General features: G+C 67.6%; 20 protein-coding genes. 15 read left to right on the forward strand and 5 right to left on the reverse strand.

The annotated features are described in order from the left end of the window. Positions 1-131: 131 nt before the first annotated feature. The 11 genes from ASPHE3_RS02280 to ASPHE3_RS02330 all read left to right on the forward strand — a co-directional run bounded on the left by ASPHE3_RS02280 (position 132) and on the right by ASPHE3_RS02330 (position 12,148). Positions 132-1,082 carry a sigma-70 family RNA polymerase sigma factor gene (locus tag ASPHE3_RS02280; protein ID WP_013599616.1) on the forward strand — a complete coding sequence of 317 codons (951 nt, stop codon included), beginning with the start codon at positions 132-134 and terminating at the stop codon, positions 1,080-1,082. Positions 1,083-1,259: 177 nt separating this feature from the next. Beyond that, a complete protein-coding gene (locus ASPHE3_RS02285; protein ID WP_013599617.1) occupies positions 1,260-1,796 on the forward strand; it encodes a D-glycero-alpha-D-manno-heptose-1,7-bisphosphate 7-phosphatase in 537 nt (178 codons plus the stop codon). Next, the gene (locus tag ASPHE3_RS02290; protein WP_013599618.1) at positions 1,796-2,884 is read left to right on the forward strand and encodes a glycosyltransferase family 9 protein; all 1,089 of its coding nucleotides are present in this window, start codon (positions 1,796-1,798) and stop codon (positions 2,882-2,884) included. The genes ASPHE3_RS02285 and ASPHE3_RS02290 overlap by 1 nt, the downstream gene beginning before the upstream one ends. Next, positions 2,881-3,915: a glycosyltransferase gene (locus ASPHE3_RS02295; protein WP_013599619.1), complete on the forward strand. Its 1,035-nt coding sequence runs from the start codon at positions 2,881-2,883 to the stop codon at positions 3,913-3,915. The genes ASPHE3_RS02290 and ASPHE3_RS02295 overlap by 4 nt, the downstream gene beginning before the upstream one ends. Next, entirely contained in the window at positions 3,912-5,165 is a 1,254-nt protein-coding gene (locus tag ASPHE3_RS02300; RefSeq protein ID WP_013599620.1) for a glycosyltransferase, read from the forward strand. Before ASPHE3_RS02295 ends, ASPHE3_RS02300 begins: the two co-directional genes overlap by 4 nt. Then, positions 5,162-5,872, forward strand: coding sequence for a D-sedoheptulose-7-phosphate isomerase (locus ASPHE3_RS02305; RefSeq protein ID WP_013599621.1), 711 nt, complete (start codon positions 5,162-5,164; stop codon positions 5,870-5,872). Before ASPHE3_RS02300 ends, ASPHE3_RS02305 begins: the two co-directional genes overlap by 4 nt. Continuing rightward, entirely contained in the window at positions 5,869-7,323 is a 1,455-nt protein-coding gene (locus ASPHE3_RS02310) for a PfkB family carbohydrate kinase (RefSeq protein ID WP_013599622.1), read from the forward strand. Before ASPHE3_RS02305 ends, ASPHE3_RS02310 begins: the two co-directional genes overlap by 4 nt. 75 nt (positions 7,324-7,398) lie before the next feature. Continuing rightward, the gene (locus ASPHE3_RS02315) at positions 7,399-8,115 is read left to right on the forward strand and encodes an SDR family oxidoreductase (RefSeq protein WP_013599623.1); all 717 of its coding nucleotides are present in this window, start codon (positions 7,399-7,401) and stop codon (positions 8,113-8,115) included. Positions 8,116-8,157: 42 nt separating this feature from the next. After that, complete coding sequence (locus tag ASPHE3_RS02320) at positions 8,158-9,597, forward strand: aldehyde dehydrogenase family protein (RefSeq protein ID WP_013599624.1); 1,440 nt, start codon at positions 8,158-8,160, stop codon at positions 9,595-9,597. Then, positions 9,594-11,168 (forward strand): D-glycero-beta-D-manno-heptose 1-phosphate adenylyltransferase, encoded by a 1,575-nt coding sequence (rfaE2, locus tag ASPHE3_RS02325; protein ID WP_013599625.1) that lies wholly within the window; start codon positions 9,594-9,596, stop codon positions 11,166-11,168. The genes ASPHE3_RS02320 and rfaE2 overlap by 4 nt, the downstream gene beginning before the upstream one ends. A 53-nt stretch (positions 11,169-11,221) precedes the next feature. After that, on the forward strand, positions 11,222-12,148 hold the full coding sequence (locus ASPHE3_RS02330) for a spermidine synthase (RefSeq protein ID WP_041651889.1): 927 nt from the start codon (positions 11,222-11,224) through the stop codon (positions 12,146-12,148). On the opposite strand, the gene ASPHE3_RS02335 is transcribed toward ASPHE3_RS02330, so the two are convergent. Further along, on the reverse strand, positions 12,141-13,043 hold the full coding sequence (locus ASPHE3_RS02335) for a LysR family transcriptional regulator (RefSeq protein ID WP_013599627.1): 903 nt from the start codon (positions 13,041-13,043) through the stop codon (positions 12,141-12,143). The genes ASPHE3_RS02330 and ASPHE3_RS02335 overlap by 8 nt on opposite strands. 133 nt (positions 13,044-13,176) lie before the next feature. Between ASPHE3_RS02335 and ASPHE3_RS02340 the strand changes: the two genes are divergently transcribed. Both ASPHE3_RS02340 and ASPHE3_RS02345 read left to right on the forward strand, forming a co-directional pair. After that, the gene (locus ASPHE3_RS02340) at positions 13,177-14,559 is read left to right on the forward strand and encodes an MFS transporter (protein ID WP_013599628.1); all 1,383 of its coding nucleotides are present in this window, start codon (positions 13,177-13,179) and stop codon (positions 14,557-14,559) included. A gap of 49 nt (positions 14,560-14,608) precedes the next feature. Then, on the forward strand, positions 14,609-15,358 hold the full coding sequence (locus ASPHE3_RS02345) for a 3-hydroxybutyrate dehydrogenase (RefSeq protein WP_013599629.1): 750 nt from the start codon (positions 14,609-14,611) through the stop codon (positions 15,356-15,358). Positions 15,359-15,466: 108 nt separating this feature from the next. Here the strand turns inward: ASPHE3_RS02345 and ASPHE3_RS02350 are convergent, their stop codons facing one another. Next, positions 15,467-15,730, reverse strand: a complete 264-nt coding sequence (locus tag ASPHE3_RS02350; RefSeq protein ID WP_013599630.1) for a hypothetical protein — start codon at positions 15,728-15,730, stop codon at positions 15,467-15,469. A 215-nt stretch (positions 15,731-15,945) separates the two neighbouring features. After that, on the reverse strand, positions 15,946-16,338 hold the full coding sequence (locus ASPHE3_RS02355; RefSeq protein ID WP_013599631.1) for a winged helix-turn-helix transcriptional regulator: 393 nt from the start codon (positions 16,336-16,338) through the stop codon (positions 15,946-15,948). A 99-nt stretch (positions 16,339-16,437) separates the two neighbouring features. Here ASPHE3_RS02355 and ASPHE3_RS02360 point away from each other — a divergent pair, with 99 nt between their 5' ends. Further along, positions 16,438-17,304, forward strand: coding sequence for an SDR family oxidoreductase (locus ASPHE3_RS02360; RefSeq protein ID WP_013599632.1), 867 nt, complete (start codon positions 16,438-16,440; stop codon positions 17,302-17,304). 166 nt (positions 17,305-17,470) lie between these two features. Here ASPHE3_RS02360 and ASPHE3_RS02365 read toward each other — a convergent pair whose 3' ends face one another. Beyond that, positions 17,471-18,952 carry an amino acid permease gene (locus ASPHE3_RS02365; RefSeq protein WP_013599633.1) on the reverse strand — a complete coding sequence of 494 codons (1,482 nt, stop codon included), beginning with the start codon at positions 18,950-18,952 and terminating at the stop codon, positions 17,471-17,473. 244 nt (positions 18,953-19,196) lie between these two features. Beyond that, entirely contained in the window at positions 19,197-19,526 is a 330-nt protein-coding gene (locus ASPHE3_RS22535) for a helix-hairpin-helix domain-containing protein (protein WP_254362963.1), read from the reverse strand. 147 nt (positions 19,527-19,673) lie between these two features. On the opposite strand from ASPHE3_RS22535, the gene ASPHE3_RS02375 reads away from it, so the two are divergent. Beyond that, the gene (locus ASPHE3_RS02375) at positions 19,674-20,480 is read left to right on the forward strand and encodes an IclR family transcriptional regulator (protein ID WP_013599635.1); all 807 of its coding nucleotides are present in this window, start codon (positions 19,674-19,676) and stop codon (positions 20,478-20,480) included. Positions 20,481-20,663 lie beyond the last annotated feature (183 nt).

Consider the following 20,663-nt stretch of genomic DNA (forward strand, 5'->3'; position numbering starts at 1 on the left):
GGCGTGGCTGGTCAGAAGCGCTTACACACCGAGCCTAGTACCGCCAAGGATTGTTTTATAAGCAACCTTATGATTTCCTACTTCTAAGTCTTGCCGCAGGCTTTCGGACCCGACCGAGGGAACCAACGACAATGCCCGAATACTTTCCCGCACTTGCCGTGGATGCTACGCCTGTCCACCAACAGCAGCCAGAAACCCCGAGAAAAAGCCGTTCCGGCAGCAGTGCCGGACGGCTTCGCCAGACGTTCGAAAACGATCTGGTCCTCGGCTACCTGGACCTGGCCGAGGCGCTGGCTGCCCGCTTCGAGGCCCGCGGCCGCGAACGGGCAGACCTGAACCAGGTGGCATACCTCGGACTCGTTAAGGCTGCACGCGGTTTCGACCAGTCAAAGGGGGAAAGCTTCCCGGCCTACGCCGCCCCCACCATCACCGGAGAGCTGAAACGGTATCTTCGCGACCGCACCTGGGTGGTCCGCCCCCCGAGGTACATCCAGGACTTACGGACCCGGATGTTCCGGGCCGAGCCGGAGCTGACCCAGTCCCTGGGACGGAATCCCAGCGTGGCTGAACTGGCAGGGGCGCTGGATGAGGATCCGGCGGCAGTGCAGGAAGCCATTTCGGCGTCAAGTAGCATGCACCCGGACTCGCTGGACGCCGTCAACCCGCACTCGGACGCACCGTCCATCGGCGAGGTGCTCGCGTGCCCCGAAACACCGCTGGAACGCCTTGAGGAGCTGGCCTGCCTGCGTGACGCGATCCAGGACCTGGACTCCGCGGACCGGGAGCTCCTGTACCGCCGCTACTTCTGCGAAGAGACCCAGGTGCAGCTCGGGAAGCGGTTGGGCATGTCCCAGATGCAGGTTTCGCGCCGGCTTGCCCGCGTGCTGGTGGAGTTGCAGCGCAGGCTCGCAAGCACCGCAGTGCCAGGGGAGCAGGACGAAGCCCCCGGGAGCGCTACGCGCAGGACCGGCAGTGCCGCGGCTTCCGGCGCCTCCTTCCGGACAGTCCGGGGGGTGCCTGGCCCTGCTCCCTCACGCACGAGCCCGGCCCGCAGGGGCGCCGGCCGGGCACGGACCCGGTAGCTCCCGATTCCCCCACAGGACCGCTGGAACAGGACGTCCCCGACCCGCCAGGAGGAGCATCAAGCAGCGACGCCAAGGCTATCTTGCCTGCTCAGGCCGGGGTGCCGAAGACGACCGGAAGGTGAGAAAAGCATCCGGCCCTGTTTAGGAGCAGCAGCAGTGGGGAACAGTGAGGGTATGGGAAGCTCCGTAACCTCCAAGCTCAGGGCTGTCCTGTTCGACCGGGACGGGACCCTGGTGGTCGATGTGCCCTACAACGGGGACCCCGATCTTGTCCGGCCGATGCCCGGCGCCAAGGCCGTCCTGGACGCGCTGCGCTCCGAGGGCATAGCAACCGGCGTGGTCAGCAACCAGTCCGGCATCGCCCGCGGCCTCATCACCCCTGAGGACGTTGCCGGCGTCAACGCACGGGTGGAGGAACTGTTGGGCCCTTTTGACGTCTGGGAAGTTTGCCCCCATGCCGAACAGGACGGCTGCCAGTGCCGGAAACCCGCGCCGGGAATGGTCCACAGCGCCTGCCGGAAACTCGGCGTCCCCGAGTCCCAGGCAGCGCTCATTGGCGACATCGGCGCCGACGTCAGGGCTGCCGAAGCAGCCGGTGCCACCGGCGTCCTGGTCCCCACCCCGGTAACCCTCCCCGAAGAAGTGGCTGATGCGCGCCTGGTGGCACCGGACCTGGCAGGGGCCGTGCTCCTGCTGCAGGAGGGGCGGTAATGGGCCGCGTCCTGGTGGCTCGCCTGGACAGCATGGGCGATGTCCTGCTGGCCGGCCCTGCGGTCAGGGCCGTAGCCAACGGCAGGATCCCGGATGGCAGCAGGGCCAACCACGTAGTCCTGTTGTGCGGCAGGCAGGGGGAAGCTGCGGCCGGGATCCTGCCGGGAGTCTCGGAGGTCTACAGCTGGGACAGCCCGTGGATCATGAACCCGGCGCCCAAGATGACTGGTCCGCACGCAGACCGGCTGATTGAGTACGTCCGGAACTCCCGGATCACCGAGGCCGTCATCCTCACCTCCTTCCACCAGTCGCCTTTGCCGCTCGCACTGCTGCTGCGGCTGGCCGGGGTGGAACGCATCACCGGAGCTTCCACCGACTATGCAGGGTCCCTCCTGGACGTCCGGCTCAAACCCGGGGAGGACTTCCCCGAGGACCAGCCGGAGGCCGAACGCGCCCTGGGCATCGCGGAGGCGGCGGGCTTCCGGCTTCCGGCAGCGGATGACGGCAAGCTCCGCCTCGCCTCCGTACCCGATGTCCGGGATCTCGTGGGCGAGGAGCCGTACGTGGTGGTCCACCCCGGCGCCGCCGTGCCCGCCAGGGCCTGGCCGCCGCTGCACCACGCAGCCGCCGTCGAACTCCTCCAGGGAGCCGGGCACCGGGTGGTGGTCACCGGCGGGCCGGGCGAAACCTCGCTCACAGCAACCGTGGCAGGTCCCTCGGCCCTGGACCTCGGCGGCCGCACCGACCTCCATACGCTGGCCGGCGTCATGTCCGGCGCCGACGCCGTCGTCACCGGAAACACCGGTCCCGCCCACCTGGCCGCCGCTGTCGGCACACCCGTTGCCTGCCTTTTTTCACCGGTCGTGCCGGCCATCCGCTGGGCCCCGTACGGGGTTCCCCTGGAACTCCTGGGCGACCAGAACGCCGCCTGCAGGATGTCCCGCGCCAGGGTCTGTCCGGTTCCCGGCCACCCGTGCCTGGCCTCGGTTGCCCCGGAGGATGTGGTGGCAGCCGTGGAACGCCTCATGGGCGGAGTGAGCTCCTTCAGTACGCACGTCAGCACCCGTAGAAAGGCCCGCAACAGATGAGAATCCTGCTCTGGCATGTCCACGGTTCCTGGACGGACGCCTTTGTCCGCGGCCGTCATGAATACCTCCTTCCCGTCCTGCCGGGAGGTGGTGCCTGGGGACTTGGCCGTGCCGGCAGGGACTGGCCTGCATCGGTGCGGGAGGTGGAGCTGGCAACGCTGGACGCGGAGTCCGTGGACGCCGTCGTCCTTCAACGCCCGGAGGAAATCGAGGAACTGGCACGCGTACTGGGGCGACGGCCCGGCGTTGACCTGCCCGCTGCCTACCTGGAGCACAACACGCCCAAGGAGGGCTTTCCCTTCGCCCGGCACCCGCTCGCGGACCAGCGTGCCATCCCCCTGGTGCACGTGACGCATTTCAACAGGCTCGCCTGGGATAACGGCTCGGCCCGCAGCCTGGTGATCGAACACGGCATTCCGGACCCGGGACACCTCTACACTGGCGAACTGCCGGAACTGGGCGTGGTGGTCAATGAGCCTGTCCGGCGGGGCCGCGTTACGGGCACGGACCTGCTCCCCGCCTTCGCGTCCGTGGCACCGCTGCAGGTCTTCGGCATGAAGACGGACGGCCTGGCGGCCGCCGCAGGCATCGACCAGGCCCGGCTCACCTCCAGGGGCGACCTGAAAACCCTCGAACTGCACCGCGAACTGGCCCGCTGCCGGGTCTACGTACACCCCATGCGCTGGACCTCCCTGGGCTTGTCCCTCCTGGAAGCCATGCACTTGGGCATGCCGGTAGTTGCACTGGCCACCACCGAAGCGCCGCGGGCGGTGCCGCCGGAAGCCGGCGCCGTCTCCGCCGACATCGACGAGCTGCTTCGCTGCGCGCAGCGCCTTGTCGCCAATCCGGATGAGGCCCGACGGCGGGGAGTCGCCGCCCGTGAGGCTGCACTGGAACGTTACGGCCTGGGTAAGTTCCTTGACCGCTGGGATGAGCTCCTGGCGGATCTTGGCATGGAACCCGGCGGCCGCGGTATCAACGGCCGGGACGAGCGGATCCTCGTCCCGGCGCGAGAGAGGAAGACCCCATGAAAATCTCGATGATTTCCGAGCATGCCAGTCCGCTGGCGGCCCTGGGCGGGGTGGACGCCGGCGGGCAGAACGTGCACGTTGCCGCACTGTCCGAAGCATTGGCGAAGCGCGGCCACCACGTCACTGTCTACACCCGCAGGGACGCAACGGAGCTTCCCGCCAGGGTCAAGGTGGGAGGCCGCCTCGAGGTGGTCCACGTGGATGCCGGACCCGCCGCCCACGTTCCCAAGGACGAACTGCTGCCCTTCATGGGGGAGCTCGCGGACGGAGTTGCGAAGGACTGGGGCCGGCAGCCGCCGGATGTGGTGCACGGCCACTTCTGGATGTCGGGGCTGGCCGCGCTGGACGCCGCCAGGCGGCCGGACGCCGGGTACCGGGTCCCCGTTATCCAGACGTTCCATGCACTGGGCACCGTCAAGCGCAGGCACCAGGGCGCCGAGGACACCAGCCCCCAGGAACGCCGCTGGCTGGAACCCGGGGTGGGGCGGTCCGCGGACCGCATTATCGCCACCTGCTCCGACGAGGTGTTTGAGCTGAAGGCCATGGGCATCAACACCGGCAAGATCTCCATTGCGCCCTGCGGCGTCGACCTGGGCTTCTTCTCCGGCGAAGGGCCCGTTGCCCAGCGGCAGCGCCGGCACCGCATCCTCTCGGTGGGCCGGCTGGTGCCGCGCAAGGGCGTGGACCTGGTGATCCGGGCGCTGCCCTTCCTGCGGGAAGCAGGCTTCGACGACGTGGAACTCCTGATCGTGGGCGGCGGCGGGGACTCCGGGGTGCTTCACGCTGATCCGGAAGTACGCCGCCTGCTGGAGCTCGCCGCCGAGCTCGGCGTTGCCGGGCAGGTGCGGCTGCAGGGCCAGGTATCACGGGCTGAGATGCCCGGGATCTTCCGCAGTGCCGATGCCGTGGTGTGCGCCCCATGGTACGAGCCTTTCGGCATCGTCCCGCTCGAAGCGATGGCGTGCGGCGTGCCTGTGGTGGCAGCGGCAGTGGGCGGCCTTCGCGACACCGTGGTGGACCGGGGGACCGGACTGCACGTGCCGCCCCGCGACCCGGAGGCGATCGCTTCCGCCTTGGCCGTGCTGCTGGACAACCCCGCCCTGCGGACCGAGCTGGGACAGGCCGGCATGCTCCGCGCCAGGACCCGCTACTCCTGGGACAGGGTGGCTGCGGAAACCGAGAAGGCCTATCAGCTGGCGGTGGCAGGAGCTCCCGCCGCCGTGGCCCCGATGGAAGGAGCGGCACTGTGACTGCAGAATGGTCCCTTCGGGAAGCCGACGTGCGGATGCTGGCCACGCCTGTGCCGCTGCCCGCCGTTCTCCCCGGTCCCGGGTTCGTGGACCCGGTGGGCGCAGACGTTGTGCAGACCCATCTGGACAGCGTGCTCCCGGCCCTGGAGTCGTTGCGCGGCCAGTCCGGCCGCCTCGCGGACTGGGGCGTGGAACTGGCCCAGCGGCTGCTGCGGGGGCAGCGCCTCCTCGCCGCGGGAAACGGCGGCTCGGCAGCTGAAGCGCAGCACCTCACGGCTGAGCTGGTGGGAAGGTTCGACGGCGAGCGCGTGCCTTTTTCCGCGATCTCCCTGCATGCGGAGTCCTCTGCCGTGACGGCGATCGCCAACGACTACGGCTACGACGACGTCTTTGCCCGACAGGTGCGTGCGCATGGCCGCTCCGGCGACGTCCTCATGCTGCTGTCCACCAGCGGCAAGAGTCCGAACCTGCTGCGTGCCGCCGACGCCGCCTCGAAACTGAACATCACCACGTGGGCACTTACCGGTGCCGGACCCAATCCGTTGGCGGAAGCCTGCGACGAAGCCGTGATGATCGACGCCCTTAACGCCAACGCGCAGGAAGGGCACCTGATCGCCCTGCATGCGATGTGCCGGGTCTTCGACCTCGAAGTCGGCCGCCGCGGCGCTCCTGACGCCGGGTTGCCGAGGCGGGGAGGCAGGGCATGAGGATCGTAGTGGTTGGGGACGTCATGCTGGACGTCGACCTCTCCGGTGAGGCTACCCGGCTCAGCCCGGACGCGCCGGTTCCCGTGGTGGACGTTTCCAGGGTCAAGCGGCGCGCCGGCGGGGCCGGGCTGGTGGCCCGGATGCTTGCAGGCGACGGCTGGCCCGTCACCCTGGTGACCGTCCTGGGCGATGACGACGCCGGCCGGCAGCTCGAAGCGCACCTCGCCGGGGTACGGCTTGTGTCGGGCCCCAGCGGCCACCCTTCCCCGGTGAAGACACGGGTCAGGGCAGGATCGCATGCGGTGGTCCGTTTCGACCAGGGATGCGAAAAATCCCCCGTTCCCGCCGTGAGTCCCGCTATGCTCCGCGCCGTGGAGACGGCCGGGGTGATCATCGTGGCGGACTACGGCCGCGGCCTTGCCGCCAATCCCCAGCTCCGTGACCTCCTGGCCCGGCTGGCCGGCCGAGTTCCCATTATTTGGGACCCGCACCCCGCCGGTGCGGATCCGGTTCCCGGCGTAGCCGTGGTGACGCCCAACCTTGCGGAGGCCGCCAAGGCAGCCCAGTCCCGCTTGGCAGCCAGGGCTACAGAGTCCCCGGAAGGCGAGGAACAGGACCCCGCCGTCAGCGCCGGCCGGATCCTGCTGGAGCAATGGCGCAGCCGTGCCGTCCTGGTCACCAAGGGCGAGCACGGAGCGGTACTCCTGCGTGCGGGCAGTGATTCTCCCCACCACGTTCCGGCGCCGCGGGTGGAAGCGGGTGATCCCTGCGGTGCGGGGGACCGCCTGGCCGCCAGCCTGGCGGTGCACCTCCTGGCTGGCCGGAACCTTGAGGAAGCCGCCGCGCTGGCAGTCCATGACGCGGCAGATTTCCTGGCCAGCGGGGGCGTCTCCGCCCTGCCTGACACTGTTGCAGCGGATCCCGGAGCGCCCGCCGCTGTCGATTCCGGCCCGGGCATACGGAAGCCGCGGAGCCAGGGCGCCGGCAAACGCCGCGGCAGTGAGCCACTGCTGCTGGCCCGCGCTGTGCGGGACAACGGCGGCACGGTGGTGGCAACGGGCGGCTGCTTCGACCTGCTGCACGCCGGCCACGTCCGGTCCCTGGCAGCAGCCCGGGAACTGGGGGACTGCCTGATCGTCTGCCTCAACTCGGACGATTCGGTGCGCCGGCTCAAGGGTCCGGAGCGTCCCATCATCGGCCAGCAGGACAGGGCAGAACTGCTGCTGGCCATGGAATGCGTGGACGCCGTCATGATCTTCGACGAAGACACTCCGGAGGCTGCCCTGGAACGCCTTCGCCCGGACATTTGGGTCAAGGGCGGCGATTACAAGGGCGCCCGCCTGCCGGAGGCCGACCTCGTGGAGAAGTGGGGAGGACGCTGCCTCACTGTCCCCTACCACCCTGCCCGTTCCACTACCGGCCTCGCCGATGCACTGGCCAAGGTCAGCTGACGGGCTGCCCGGTACGGCAGCAGCCACCATTTCAAGTTTTCCCAGTGATTTGTTTTTCCCAGTGAAAGGAACACCATGACTGCAGAAGCAACTGTGCCTGCCACCAACAACCCAGGCCGCGTGCTCGTGACCGGAGGTGCCTCCGGTCTGGGGGCCGCCGTCGTCGACGCCGTGCTCAAAGCCGGCGGCACCCCGGTGGTGTTGGACCGCGACATCAGCAGCGTCTCCGCCGTCAAGGCATTCGAGGTGGACGTTGCGGACCGCGCCGCCGTGGAAAATGCCGTCCGGGAAGCCGCCGAATCGCTGGGCGGCCTGGAAGCCGTGGTGACCGCGGCCGGCATCGACCGCTGCGGCAAGTTGGCTGATGTTGAAGCCACGGAGTGGGAAAAGGTCATCGGAGTGAACCTGATGGGCACCGTCTCCGTGGTGCGCGCGGCGCTGCCCTACCTCAAGTCCTCACACGGGCGCGTGGTGACCGTGGCATCCACCCTGGGTAAGCGTGCGGTGGCCGATGCCACGGCGTACTGCGCCTCCAAGTTCGGCGTGGTGGGTTTCAGCCACGCGCTTGCAGCAGAGACCGGCGGCGAAATCGGCGTCACCACCATGATTCCCGGCGGCATGAAGACGCGGTTCTTCGATGACCGCACCGAGCAGTACAAGCCGCAGGACGATTCACGGCTCAACGATCCCGCCAACACGGCGCAGGCCATCCTATTCGCATTGAACCAGCCCGTCGGCTGCGAGGTCCGCGAAATGCTGATCTGCCACGAGGAAGAGGGCTCCTGGCCCTAAAGACTGCACATCCATCAGACCCCACACGACGGGAGGAACACCATGCCCACTACTGCCATTGAAACAGCCGCAGGCCCCGGATCAGCTGAGCGCGCCGGGATCACCATCCGGAACCCGCGCACCGGCGATGTCCTCTGGACCGTGCCGGAAGCCGGGCCGGACGCGGTGACCCGCGCCGTGGACGTTGCCCGGAGCGCCGCGGCGGACTGGGCTTCCACTGCTCCCGCAGAACGGGGCGCCGCACTCCGCGCTGCTGCCCGGGCGTTGGATGCCGCCGCCGCTGAACTGGCGGAGCTCAACGCCAGCGAAACCGGGCGGCCGGTGGAGGAATCATTGGCCGGGATCGGCGCCGGGGTTTCCACCCTTGAGCAGTACGCCGAACTCGGGCCTGTCCACCGCGGCCTCAGCCTGCGCGGAAACCGCCTTGCCTCGGACTACACCGTGGCGGAGCCGCGCGGGGTCGCCGCGCTCCTCACCCCGTGGAACGATCCCGTTGCCGTGGCCTGCGGGCTGATCGGCGCCGCGCTGGTTACCGGAAACACGGTTGTCCACAAGCCCAGTGAGCGCTGCCCGCGCCTCGGTGAGGCACTGGGGGAGGTCCTGGCACCCGCGTTTCCGCCCGGCGTCTTCCAGACGATCAACGGAGGGGCCGGAGCGGGGGCCTTGCTCGCAGAGTCCCAGGTGGACGTGGTGGCGCACGTGGGCTCAAGCGCCGCTGGCGCCCGCATTGCCAGGGCCGGCGCACTGACCGGAGCCCATGTCATCCGGGAGAACGGCGGAAACGATCCGCTGCTCGTTGACCGGGATGTTGATCCAGCATGGGCGGCCGAGCAGGCGGCCGTTGGCGCCTTCAGCAACAGCGGCCAGATCTGTGTGGCAGTGGAGCGAATCTACGTCCACGAGGCCATTGCCAAGGAGTTCTGCGCAGCACTGGAAGCTGAAGCGGCGCTCCGCAACAACAACGGCACGGTGGCCCCGCTGGTGGACGAGCGGATGCGTGACGCCGTCCACGCCCACGTCACAGATGCGCTCAGCCAGGGCGCGCATGCCGTGGAAGGCGGAGTCCTTCCCGACGGTCCTGGCTCCTTCTATCCGGCCACGGTGCTGCTGGAGTGCACGGACAGCATGCAGGTCATGACGGAGGAAACATTTGGGCCGGTTGCTCCCGTCCAGGTGGTGAAGTCGTTTGACGACGGACTGCGGCTGGCGTGCAGCGGCAAGTACGGCCTGGCCGCCACAGTCCTGAGCGGCAACATGGCGCACGTCCAGCAGGCCGTGGCGGCACTCCCGGTGGGAACCGTCAAGGTCAACGAGGTGTTTGGCGGCGCACCCGGCGGCGCAGCCCAGCCGCGCGGTGAAAGCGGTGCGGGGTTCGGTTACGGTCCTGAGCTGCTGGACGAGTTCAGCCGGGTGAAAGTGGTGCACATAGCCGCGCCTCCGGCTGCGGCTGAAAGGGAATCCAAAGGACAGGGGCAGCCATGAGCCAGCCGAGCGATGGGCTTCACCGTGAACCCGCTCCCGGCGACCCCGCCGGAGTGGACCTCTCCCAGCAGCGCGCCCTCTCCGAATGGCTGCCCGGCCGGCTGGCAGCGGAACAGCCGGCCATCCTGGTGCTGGGTGACGTGATGCTGGACGGCTGGTGGAGCGGCACCATTGAACGGCTGTGCCGCGAGGCACCCGCACCGGTGGTGGACGTCCAGTCCCGTGAATCCGTGCCGGGCGGGGCGGCGAACACGGCCATGAACCTGGCCGCCCTGGGCGCACGGGTGTCCGTTGCCGGAATCATCGGAACGGATGACGCCGGCGTGGACCTCCGTAACCAGCTGGTGGCGGCGGGAATCGACGTCACGTACCTGCTCGACCACCCGGACATGGTCACCACCACCAAGATCCGGATCAGCAGCGGCGGCCAGGTGATGCTCCGCATCGATGACTGCGCCAAAGCTGTGCCGGCCGATGCGCTGGCGGAGCTCGCCGCGTCGGTGCGGGCCGCCGTCGAACACCAGGACGCCGTGATGGTCTGCGACTATGGCGCCGGTGTCCTTGCCGACCCCGTCCGGGGCGGCCTGATGGACGCCCTGGCGGGCAAGGACCGGGCCGAACCGGCAGGGCGCCCGCTGCTGGTGGTCGACTCACACGACCCCCGCCCCTGGGCGCCGCTCGGTCCGGACCTGGTGACCCCCAACGCGCAGGAGGCGGCGCGGCTGCTGGACCTGCGCTTGCCGGACGGGCAGGACAGGGTGGCGGCCGTGGGGGACCACGCCGGGGAGCTGCTGGCCGCCACCGGTGCCCGGGCCGTGGTGGTCACCCTGGACCGCGACGGAACAGTCCTCCTGACGCCCGACGGCGTGCGGCACCGGACGTGGGCACGTCCCGCTGCCGAAAAGCAGGCGTCCGGTGCAGGGGACACCTTCGTGGCGGCCCTCACCCTGGCCCGTACTGCCGGGCTGCCGCTCACGGCGAGCCTGGACCTGGCGCAGTCCGCTGCGGATGTGGTGGTCCACCAGCCAGGCACGTCGGTGTGCAGCACGGCCGCGCTCAGCCGCTACCTGAAGGCTTTCGCCGACACTGCCCTGGGGGCCGACGAACTGGAACGGCAGCTGCAGCTGCACCGGGCCCAGGGCCAGCGGATCGTGCTGACCAACGGCTGCTTCGACGTGCTCCACAGTGGCCACACCCGCTACCTGAACCAGGCAAAGCAGCTGGGCGACGTCCTGGTGGTGGCCCTGAACAGCGACGATTCCGTGCGTCGGCTGAAGGGCGCAGGCCGCCCCATCAACCAGGTGGCCGACCGGGCCGCGGTGGTGGCCGCCTTGAGCTGCGTGGATTACGTGACGGTGTTCGATACACCCACCGCAGCACCCCTGATCCGGCAGCTTCGGCCCGAGGTGTACGCGAAGGGCGGGGACTACACTCCGGAGATGCTCGCCGAGACGCCGTCCGTGGAGGAGTACGGGGGCCGGGTGGCCATCCTGGACTATGTTGCCGAACGTTCCACCACCGCCGTGGTGAAGCGGATCCGCGAGGGCGAGGGAGCTGTTCCCACCAACTAGGGTTGAACCATGGATAAAGGCGGACGGGCCATGCGTAAAGCGGGCTTGGGGTAGTGGCCAAGCGCGGACGCTCAGGTGGTTCAGGTGGCAGGGCGGGCAACAGGCCGGTGGCCGGAGTGGTGGAAGTGCCGGCCGGCGGCAGGCCCAGCGGCCCCGTTGAAGGTGTCTACTACATCGATACCGGCGACTGCGAGCTGATCGCGGACCAGGACAACTCCACGGGCTGGTTACTGAAGATCAACGGGGTGATGAGCTCCCATATCGACCTCGCGGATCCGCTTTTCCTGGATTTCGAGTACATGCGCTGGATGGCGGCGCTGATCGAGTCGCGCTGGCCGCCGTCGGGTAGTTCCTCCGGCGGCGGCCCGAAACTGCGCGGCCTCCACCTGGGCGGCGGCGCCTGTTCGCTGGCCCGCTATTTCCACGCCGTCTACCCGGACGCCCGGCAGGTAGTGGTGGAACTGGACGGCAAGCTGGCCGAATATGTGCGCGGCTGGTTCGACCTGCCCAAAGCCCCGCTGCTGCGCCTGCGCGTGGGGGAGGCCCGCGAAGTCACCGAGAGCCTCACCCCGGATACCCGGGACTTCATCATCCGGGACGTTTTCGCCGGCGCCGTCACACCCCGGCCGCTCACCACGGCGGAGTTCACCGGCCACGTGAAACGGGTGGTGGCCCCGGGAGGCCTGTACGTGGTCAACTCCGGGGACGCGCCGGACCTGAAGAACGCCCGGGAGGACGCCGCCACCATCGCGGCGTCTTTCAAGTACACCGTGATCATCGCCGACCCCGCCATGCTGAAGGGCCGGCGCTACGGGAACATGGTGATGGCCGGCAGCGATGCCCCGTTCGGCGACGATCCCAAGCTGCACCGCCGGCTGCTGGGCGGTGCTGTCCCCGCGCATCTCTGGGATGACGACCAGGTCCGGGCCTTCGCCGCCGGTTCCCCCGTCCGCCACGACCCGCCTGCCCCGGTCAGTTAGAACCCCGGCCCAGCAGCCAGTCCCGGTGTTCCGCCACCTGCTCCCGCAACGCCTGCACCACTGCGGCCACGGCCGGCCGCCGCAGCGAGTCCGGCCGCAGCACCATCCAGTAGGGCAGCAGTTCGGAAATCGCGGACGGCAGCAGGCGGACCAGGTCCCCGTGCAGGTCGCCCATGAAGCACGGAAGGAAACCGATCCCGGCCCCGGCGCGGGTGGCCTCCACATGGACAAAGACGTTCGTGGAGGTCAGGCCGTCCCGCATGGCGGGCACCAGCCGGCGGGGCGCGTCCAGGTCATCCACCTGCAGCATGGAATCCACGAAGTAGACCAGCGGGTGCTCGTTGAGTTCGGCCACGGTGGCCGGAGTTCCATGCGCAGCAAGGTAGGCCCGCGAGGCGTACATTCCCAGCATGTACTCGCCCAGCCGCACCGCTTCGGCCCGGTGCACCTGCGGCTCGCCCACCACCACTTCGATGTCCAGGCCCGAACGCTGCTGCAGTGCCCGCCGCGTCATGGTCACCACTTCCACGCTGAGCCCGGGATGGTTCCGCCGCAGCCGCGCCACGGCAGGCGCGGCGATATAGGCGCTGAACCCGTCCGTCGCGGTCATGCGGACGACGCCGGTAATGGGGTCCGGTTCCTTGCCAGCGGGTCCCAGCGTGCCCACCGCCGCCTCCACCTGTTCCGCTACCCGCACGGCCCGGGTGCCAAGGTCGGTCAGTTCCCAACCTCCCGCTGCCCGGGCCAGCACCCGGCCGCCCAGCGACTTCTCCAGGGCGGCTATCCGGCGCGAGACAGTGGTGTGGTTCAGTCCCAAGGCCTGGGCCGCCGTCGTGAATTTTGCTGACCGCGAGACGGCCAGCAGGACCAGCAGGTCATCCGGGTTCGTATCCATATCTGCAATTCTGCACACAGGCGGTGCCGGTTTGGCCATTGAACCGCGGACTTTCTGCGGCAATACTCATCTGAGCCCATTGAGTGCTGCGCATCACAGCACGTGTCGACGTGGACACTAAGGAGAAAAACATATGAGCGTAGAACAACGCTCTGCATCATCGGCCGAGCCTGCCCCAAAGGGCGCCGGCCTCAAGAAGATCGTCGCAGCCTCCATGGTTGGCACCGTGGTGGAATGGTACGAGTTCTTCCTCTACGCCACTGCCGCAACCCTGGTGTTCGGCAAGTACTTCTTCCCTGCTACCGGCAACGAGCTGGACGGCATCATCCAGGCGTTCATCACCTACGCCGTGGGCTTCGTTGCACGGCCGCTCGGCGGCATCGTCTTCGGCCAGATTGGTGACAAGCTGGGCCGCAAGCCCACCCTGCAGCTCACCATCGTGATCATCGGCGTGTCCACCTTCCTGATGGGCTGCCTCCCGGGCTTCGCCGAGATCGGCTACCTCGCACCGGCACTGCTGGTGTTCCTGCGCTTTATCCAGGGCTTCGCCCTGGGCGGCGAATGGGGTGGCGCCGTGCTTCTCGTCGCCGAGCACAGCCCCAACAAGTCCCGCGGATTCTGGTCCAGCTGGCCCCAGTCCGCCGTTCCGGTGGGCAACCTGCTGGCCACGCTGGTTCTGTTCATCATGTCCTCCATGCTCAGCCCGGAAGCGTTCCTCGGCTGGGGCTGGCGGGTGGCATTCTGGCTGTCCGCGGTGATCGTCTTCGTGGGCTACTACATCCGCACGCACGTTACTGAAGCGCCTATCTTCCTGAAGGCCAAGGAACTCGTGGAGCAGGAACAGGCCGTGAGCTACGGCGTGCGCGAGGTCATCCGCAAGTACCCCAAGGGCATCCTGCAGGCCATGGGCCTCCGGTTCGCGGAAAACATCATGTACTACCTCGTGGTCAGCTTCGCGATTGTGTACCTCAAGAGCGTCCACAAGTACGACACGTCCTCGCTCCTGCTCGCCCTGCTGATTGCCCACGTCATCCACTTCCTGGTCATCCCGCAGGTGGGACGCCTCGTGGACAGCTGGGGCCGCAAGCCTGTGTACCTGGTGGGCGCCATCACCGGTGCCACCTGGCCCTTCTTCGCGTTTCCCATGTTCGACACGAAGAACGCGGTGGTGATCGTCCTGGCCGTGACCATCGGCCTCTGCCTGCACGCCTTCATGTATGCCGGGCAGCCGGCCATCATGTCGGAGCTCTTCCCCACCCGGATGCGCTACGCCGGGGTGTCGCTGGGCTCGCAGGTCACCTCGATCGTTGCCGGTTCGCTGGCGCCGCTCCTGGCCACCCAGTGGCTGAAGGACACGGGCTCGTGGGTTCCCACCGCCATCTACCTGGTGGTGGCGTGCGCCGTCACCACCGTGGCGGTGCTGAGCCTCAAGGAAACCAAGGGCATAGCCCTGGAGGACGTGGACAGGGCCGACGCCGAACGCGAAGGCCTGGCGGTAGCGGCAGCCACGCGCTGAGCTGCTAAAGCCGCGGAACAGTCTGTTGGATCAGCCGAAGGGGAGTGTTATGGAAAGCACATTGAACGGCCGCAAGGCACTGGTCACGGGCGGAGCCGGGGGCATCGGCGCTGCCAGTGTGCGCGCCCTCGCCGCACGGGGGGCCAAGGTGGTAATCGCGGACGTTGACGAGGGTGCAGCGGCAGCACTCGCCGACGAGGTGGGCGGCACTTCATGGGCAGTGGATTTGCTGGACGTGGACTCGCTCGCCACCCTGAGCCTGGACTGCGACATCCTGGTGAACAATGCAGGAATCCAGCGCATCAGCCCCATCGAGGAGTTTGAGCCGGCCGACTTCCGCCGGCTCATCACACTCATGCTTGAGGCGCCGTTCCTGCTTATCCGGGCGGCACTGCCGCACATGTACAACAACGGGTTCGGCCGGATCATCAACCTGTCCTCCGTGCACGGCATCAGGGCCTCGCCGTTCAAAAGTGCCTACGTATCCGCCAAGCATGGGCTGGAAGGGTTGAGCAAGGTGACTGCGCTTGAGGGCGGGGACCACGGCGTGACGTCCAACTGCATCAACCCCGGCTACGTGCGCACGCCGCTTGTGGAGTCGCAGATAGCAGACCAGGCGAAGGTCCACGGCATCCCCGAAACCGAAGTGCTGGCGAAGATCATGCTGACCGAGTCCGCCATCAAGCGGCTCGTGGAGCCGGAGGAGGTGGCCTCCCTGGTGGCCTGGCTGGCATCCGACCACGCCGGCATGGTGACGGGCGCCAGCTACACCATGGACGGTGGCTGGTCGGCCCGGTAGCCGCCCCAACCACCCCCTCCACCCCTTGGAGTTTTTGGACAGATACCACGGTTTAGAAGCGCGGTTGAAGTCCTCATATCTGCCCAAAAACTCCGGGGCGGGGCGGGGTCAGTCCAGGTGCCGCAGTTGCCGGTGGTCGTAGAAGAAGACTCCCTGTGCGGTGTCCACCCCCGCGGAGGTGCCCTGCAGGAAGACCACCACCCCCTCGCGCCGTCCCTTGAAGGGATCGTCCCCCACCACCGCATCACCGATTTTGAAGGGTGACCGCGGGGCGAGGCACCTCGTGAGGTGGAGCCAGGCCTGCAGTGCGATCTGGGCCAGGCTTACCGGCCGGCCCATGCTGGACACATCAGGGACCTCGGCTTTGACCATGCGTACCAACTCCTCGAAGGCGGCATGGGCCGCCCACTGGCGGTGCGGTTAACCGGAACGCTCCCAGCGTGAGGGCGGCCCTCCAATTCCGGCTGGCACCTTACGCCCAAGCTACGCGCTAATCACACCAGTCACACCAGTAACAAGTACTCGCTTTTTTCACGGGCGGGTACTTGACCGCCCAAGGCTTCCTTGGGGTGGGCGGGCCCCGCCAGCTATGGTTGCCCCTTCACGATGTCATCCGCATTCTCGAAGGCCCAGGCCACCAGGGGAACCAGGAGTGCGCTCAACTCATAGCCGCGCTCCGTAAGGCTGTAGTCCACGCGCGGTGGAATGACGGGCTGGGCCTCCCTGCGGACCAGGCCATCACGTTCGAGGGTCTTGAGGGTCTGGGCCAGCATCTTCTCGCTGATGCCCTCGGCCCGCCGCCGGAGTTCACTCCACCGCTGCGGGCCCTCGGACAGTGCCAGGAGGAGGAGCACGCCCCACTTGCTGGTGACGTGGTCCAGCACAGTCCGGCTGGGGCACCCGGCCGGGAAGACGCCGTCGGCAAGAGCCGGCGGAAGTGGTGACGCATGGCCTGCAGGGCGCCTGCTACTAACCTCCATACCAGTACCTTACTTCAAAGTGCGTACTCTCTTTTGGGAAGTTATCCCGCAGGGCCGTGGTTGTGCTTCCTGACAGACCCCCAAAGAGAGGCAAACATCATGAGCATCGTCATCACCGGAGCAACCGGGAACCTAGGACGCCACGTTGTCGCGGCACTTTTGGAACGCGGCGTTCCTGCGGGAGACATCGTGGCTGCGGGACGTTCCGTGGAAAAACTTGCAGGATTTGCGGAGCGTGGCGTCCGCGTTATGGGCATGGACTACGCAGACCCGGCTTCTGTTGCCGCGGCCCTGAAGGGTGCGAGGAAGGTGCTCCTCATCTCCGGCAATGAGGTGGGCCAACGCGTCGAGCAGCACCGCACCGTCGTCGAGGCCGCACAAGCCGAGGGCGTGGAGCTGCTGGCCTACACCAGCATCGCCAACGCTGACACCACCGGGATGAAGCTGGCGGCCGAGCACCAGGCCACGGAGGCCATCCTGAAGGAATCCGGTGTTCCCTTTGTCCTCCTGCGCAACGGCTGGTACCTGGAGAACTACACGGACCAGCTGCCGGGAACGCTCGCCCAGGGCGGCCTCGCAGGGAGTGCCGGAGATGGGCGCGTCAGTGCTGCTGCCCGGGTGGACTACGCGCACGCGGCCGCTGCCGTGCTGGCTGCTTCCGAAGACCAGGCCGGGAAGGTTTACGAGCTGGGCGGCGATGAGCCGTTCACCATGGCTGAACTTGCCGCCGAAATCAGCGCAGCCACCGGCAAGAACGTCACTTACCAGGACCTTCCGGCCGAGGATTACGCGGGCCTGCTGGCCGGGGTTGGGGTGCCCGAGGCTTTCGCGCAGATCCTTGCCGATTCGGACTTGGGGATCGCCCGCGGCGACCTCCTGGTGAGCACCGGCGACCTGCGGAAGCTGATTGGCCGTCCCGCCACGTCCTTGGCCGAGGCCGTGCGGGCTGCCGCTGTGGCTTCCTGACCTCCCGAACCTCCCTCAGCCGGCGCCCCCGGCAACGCTCTCTCACTTGATGTCGCTTAAATGCTGATGCTCTCTCACTTTTCCCAATCGAGTGAGCGAGGGTCCGGCCAAAAGCAGCATTAAGTGAGAGAGCGCCGGGCGGGCGTTGGGCCTGGAGAGTGTTTGCCTAGGGGGATGTGGTGACCAGCGGCAACGGTGAGGTCTCGTCCACAAGCTCCGCCCGCCGTCGTCCGTCACCCTTGACCCACAGCCGGAACGCCAGAACCAGCAACGCGAGCCAGGTCCCGCCCACGTAGAGCGCGATGCGCGTGTCCTCGAACGCGCCCAGGACGGCGATCACCAGCGCCATGAAGGCGATGGTGAGAAGGGAGGCGGCGGGCCACCACGGCGAAGGGAATTCGGACGCCGGCAGGCCAGTCCGTACGATCTCCCGCTTCATGGCGACGTGCGAGGCGAGGATCATCACCCACACCCACACGGTGGCGAACGTGGCAATGGAGGCAATGAGGACAAACACGTTTTCCGGGATGACGGCGTTGAGGACCACGCCCACCAGGAGGATCGCGGCCATCATCACCACCGTCATCCAAGGGACGCCGTGCCTGGACACTTTGCCGAAGGCAGCGGGGGCGTGGCCTTGGCGGGACAGGCCGAAGAGGATGCGTCCGGCGCCGAAAATGTCGCTGTTGATGGCGGAGAGCGCGGCGGTGATCACCACAGCGTTGAGGATGTGTGGTGCCCCCGGGACGCCCAGCCCGCTGAAGATCTGGACGAAGGGGCTGCCGTTGCTGCCGATCGCGTCCCACGGGAAGAGGCTCATGAGCACCCCCAGCGTCAGGACGTAGAACAGCAGGACGCGCACCGGAACAGTGTTGACGGCCTTGGGGATGACTTGCTTGGGGTTCGCGGCCTCGCCGGCCGTGATGCCGAGCGTCTCGATCCCACCGAACGCAAACATCACGACGGCGAAGGATGCGAGCAGCCCCTCAAAGCCGAACGGGAAGAATCCCCCGTGTTCAACCAGGTTGCCGAGGCCCGGCGCACCGGTGGAGTCCCCGGCCTGGAAGCCGAAAGCGATGATGGCTGCCCCGCCGGCGATCATGGCGATGATGGCCGCCACCTTGACCAGCGAGAACCAGAATTCCAGCTCGCCGAAGACCTTGACGCTGAGCAGGTTGAGCGCGGCCAGGAAAAGGATGATGGCCAGGATCCAGATCCAGCGTTCAACCTGCGGGAACCAGAAGCCCATGTAGATGCTGAATGCGGTGACGTCGGCGATGGCCACGATCGCCATTTCGAAGACGTAGGTCCAGCCGGTCACAAAGCCGGCCAGCGGGCCGAGGTAGCGGCTGGCGTACTGGCCGAACGAGCCGGAGACGGGATGCCGCACGGCCATCTCGCCGAGGGCCCGCATCACCATGAACACCGCCGCGCCGCCGATGACGTAGGCCAGCAGGACGGCAGGGCCGGCTTTTTGGATGGCCGAGGCTGAACCGTAGAAAAGGCCCGTACCGATCGCCGAGCCCAGCGCCATGAACCGGATGTGGCGCACGTTCAGGCCCCGGTTGAGGACGCTTCCGACGGCGGATGTTGCGGTTTGCCGGGCGGCCGGACTTCCGTTCCGGGTTGGGCTTGGTGCTGGTTGCATGTGAATAACCTTCTCGTCATTGGGAGGGGAACCGCTAACCAGCAGACCACTTTGCCGGGCGACGTGATGTGCCTCACGGTGGCTTGGTGTCTTTCATTCCAGATTGGACAGGTCGCTGCTTTCCGGTTCAGGTGGCGCGGGAAGGTGCCGCGATATCCACATAGGCAGGGATGCCGGATGATTGGGCATCCAGGGACCAGGTCCTTGCTCCTCCAGCGCCTTCATCGCCGGGGAATGGCGCCGTTCAAGGCTGGAAGGTAAGTCCGCGCTCCAAAGCAGCCGCTTCAAGGAGCCGAACGGCCTTCGGGCCGATGCCGTGCATTGCCAGCAGTTTCCTGCGGCCAAGTGCAGCTGCCTCGGCCAGGGAAGTGATTCCTGCCTGGAGCAGGGCGCACTCGGCGGGCCGGCCAACAGGGGGCAGGTCCCCGTTCCGCGCAGGAACGTCCCGGGTGCTCATGCCTGGCCCAATTGATGGGCAACTGCGGCGGCTCCAACGGCCTTCATTGTGGTACTGGACGGCATAAACCCAGCGTACGGCAGCAGGGTTGATGGACGGGAGGCGACTGTCCGGCATACCAGACACCTTGCGCGCGTTCCAGAGTGTTATGAGCCCGCAGGAGGCGCAAGCTTAAGTACGGGATCTCGGACAGCTCCGGGGGTCCGGCATAACCAAGGAGGACAGGTGTTGACTACGGAGGCAGGGGCGCAGGCCGGCAGCGGCATGAAAGCGGCGCCGAAGGCGGCCACGAAGGTGACGTCCAAGGTCCCCGCCGCAGAGAACACGCTGCGCATCCTCAAACTGCTGGCATCGCGGCGGGGTCCCATGGCGGCGTCCCAAATTGCGTCTTCCCTGGGCCTGCCCCGCTCCAGCGTCTATCACCTGCTGGGCGTGATGGAGGCCAACGGCTTTGTGCTCCACCTGCACGAGGAGCAGCGGTACGGGCTGGGCATCAGCGCGTTCGAGCTCAGTTCCGCCTACTCCAGGCAGGAGCCGCTGTCGCGGCTGGGCCGTCCGCTGCTTGCTTCCCTGGTGGACGCGCTCGGCGAGAGTTCCCACCTGGCGGTGCTCCACGGGCGGGACGTGCTGTACATCGTGGAGGAACGGGCCAAAAACCGCCCCTCCCTGGTGACCGACGTCGGCGTCCGGCTTCCCAGCCACCTCACCGCCAGCGGCCGTGCCATCCTGGCGGCGCTGCCCAAGTCCCAGGTGCGTGCGCTGTATCCGAATGCCGCGGCCTTTACTGCCCGGCATGAGGTGGAAGGCGCCATCATGAAGTACTCCGCGCTGTCCTCGCACCTGGACCAGGTCAGGCAGCGCGGCTACGCCACCGAACACGGCGAGGTCACGCCCGGCTTCGGCTCCATCGCCGCCGCAGTCACGGACCACCTGGGATGGCCGACGGCGGCAGTCGCCGTGACGTTCCTCGAGGACAAAGTGCCGGCAGAGCAGTGGCCCGTCCTGGCTGGGCGCGTCCAGAAGGTCGCCGACGAACTCTCGGTCCGGCTCCACGGCCGGCCCGCAAAGTAGCCCCAAACCCCAATTTTCCCTATCACTCCTGGTCCCCATTCGGGCCCTTTGACGGCGACAAGTGATAGCGCAAGCGGGGGTGGGGAACCGTCTGGAATGCCGGACAGGGCCCTTCCTAAACCTCTATAAAGCCCTACCGCAACGGGCTTTAGTTGATACAGAACTTCTTCCACACCACAGACA

It is taken from the genome of Pseudarthrobacter phenanthrenivorans Sphe3 (genome assembly GCF_000189535.1).
In the GTDB taxonomy this organism is placed as follows: domain Bacteria; phylum Actinomycetota; class Actinomycetes; order Actinomycetales; family Micrococcaceae; genus Arthrobacter; species Arthrobacter phenanthrenivorans.

Bases quoted from the DNA above. Each gene is read 5' to 3' on its own strand.
- ASPHE3_RS02300 (WP_013599620.1), top strand. From the start codon at position 3,912: ATGAAAATCTCGATGATTTCCGAGCATGCCAGTCCGCTGGCGGCCCTG.
- ASPHE3_RS02365 (WP_013599633.1), bottom strand. From the start codon at position 18,952: ATGCAACCAGCACCAAGCCCAACCCGGAACGGAAGTCCGGCCGCCCGG.
- ASPHE3_RS02360 (WP_013599632.1), top strand. From the start codon at position 16,438: ATGAGCATCGTCATCACCGGAGCAACCGGGAACCTAGGACGCCACGTT.
- ASPHE3_RS02375 (WP_013599635.1), top strand. From the start codon at position 19,674: ATGAAAGCGGCGCCGAAGGCGGCCACGAAGGTGACGTCCAAGGTCCCC.
- ASPHE3_RS02310 (WP_013599622.1), top strand. From the start codon at position 5,869: ATGAGGATCGTAGTGGTTGGGGACGTCATGCTGGACGTCGACCTCTCC.
- ASPHE3_RS02295 (WP_013599619.1), top strand. From the start codon at position 2,881: ATGAGAATCCTGCTCTGGCATGTCCACGGTTCCTGGACGGACGCCTTT.
- rfaE2 (WP_013599625.1), top strand. From the start codon at position 9,594: ATGAGCCAGCCGAGCGATGGGCTTCACCGTGAACCCGCTCCCGGCGAC.
- ASPHE3_RS02340 (WP_013599628.1), top strand. From the start codon at position 13,177: ATGAGCGTAGAACAACGCTCTGCATCATCGGCCGAGCCTGCCCCAAAG.
- ASPHE3_RS02355 (WP_013599631.1), bottom strand. From the start codon at position 16,338: ATGGAGGTTAGTAGCAGGCGCCCTGCAGGCCATGCGTCACCACTTCCG.
- ASPHE3_RS02290 (WP_013599618.1), top strand. From the start codon at position 1,796: ATGGGCCGCGTCCTGGTGGCTCGCCTGGACAGCATGGGCGATGTCCTG.
- ASPHE3_RS02315 (WP_013599623.1), top strand. From the start codon at position 7,399: ATGACTGCAGAAGCAACTGTGCCTGCCACCAACAACCCAGGCCGCGTG.
- ASPHE3_RS02285 (WP_013599617.1), top strand. From the start codon at position 1,260: ATGGGAAGCTCCGTAACCTCCAAGCTCAGGGCTGTCCTGTTCGACCGG.
- ASPHE3_RS02345 (WP_013599629.1), top strand. From the start codon at position 14,609: ATGGAAAGCACATTGAACGGCCGCAAGGCACTGGTCACGGGCGGAGCC.
- ASPHE3_RS22535 (WP_254362963.1), bottom strand. From the start codon at position 19,526: ATGCCGGACAGTCGCCTCCCGTCCATCAACCCTGCTGCCGTACGCTGG.
- ASPHE3_RS02280 (WP_013599616.1), top strand. From the start codon at position 132: ATGCCCGAATACTTTCCCGCACTTGCCGTGGATGCTACGCCTGTCCAC.
- ASPHE3_RS02350 (WP_013599630.1), bottom strand. From the start codon at position 15,730: ATGGTCAAAGCCGAGGTCCCTGATGTGTCCAGCATGGGCCGGCCGGTA.
- ASPHE3_RS02335 (WP_013599627.1), bottom strand. From the start codon at position 13,043: ATGGATACGAACCCGGATGACCTGCTGGTCCTGCTGGCCGTCTCGCGG.
- ASPHE3_RS02320 (WP_013599624.1), top strand. From the start codon at position 8,158: ATGCCCACTACTGCCATTGAAACAGCCGCAGGCCCCGGATCAGCTGAG.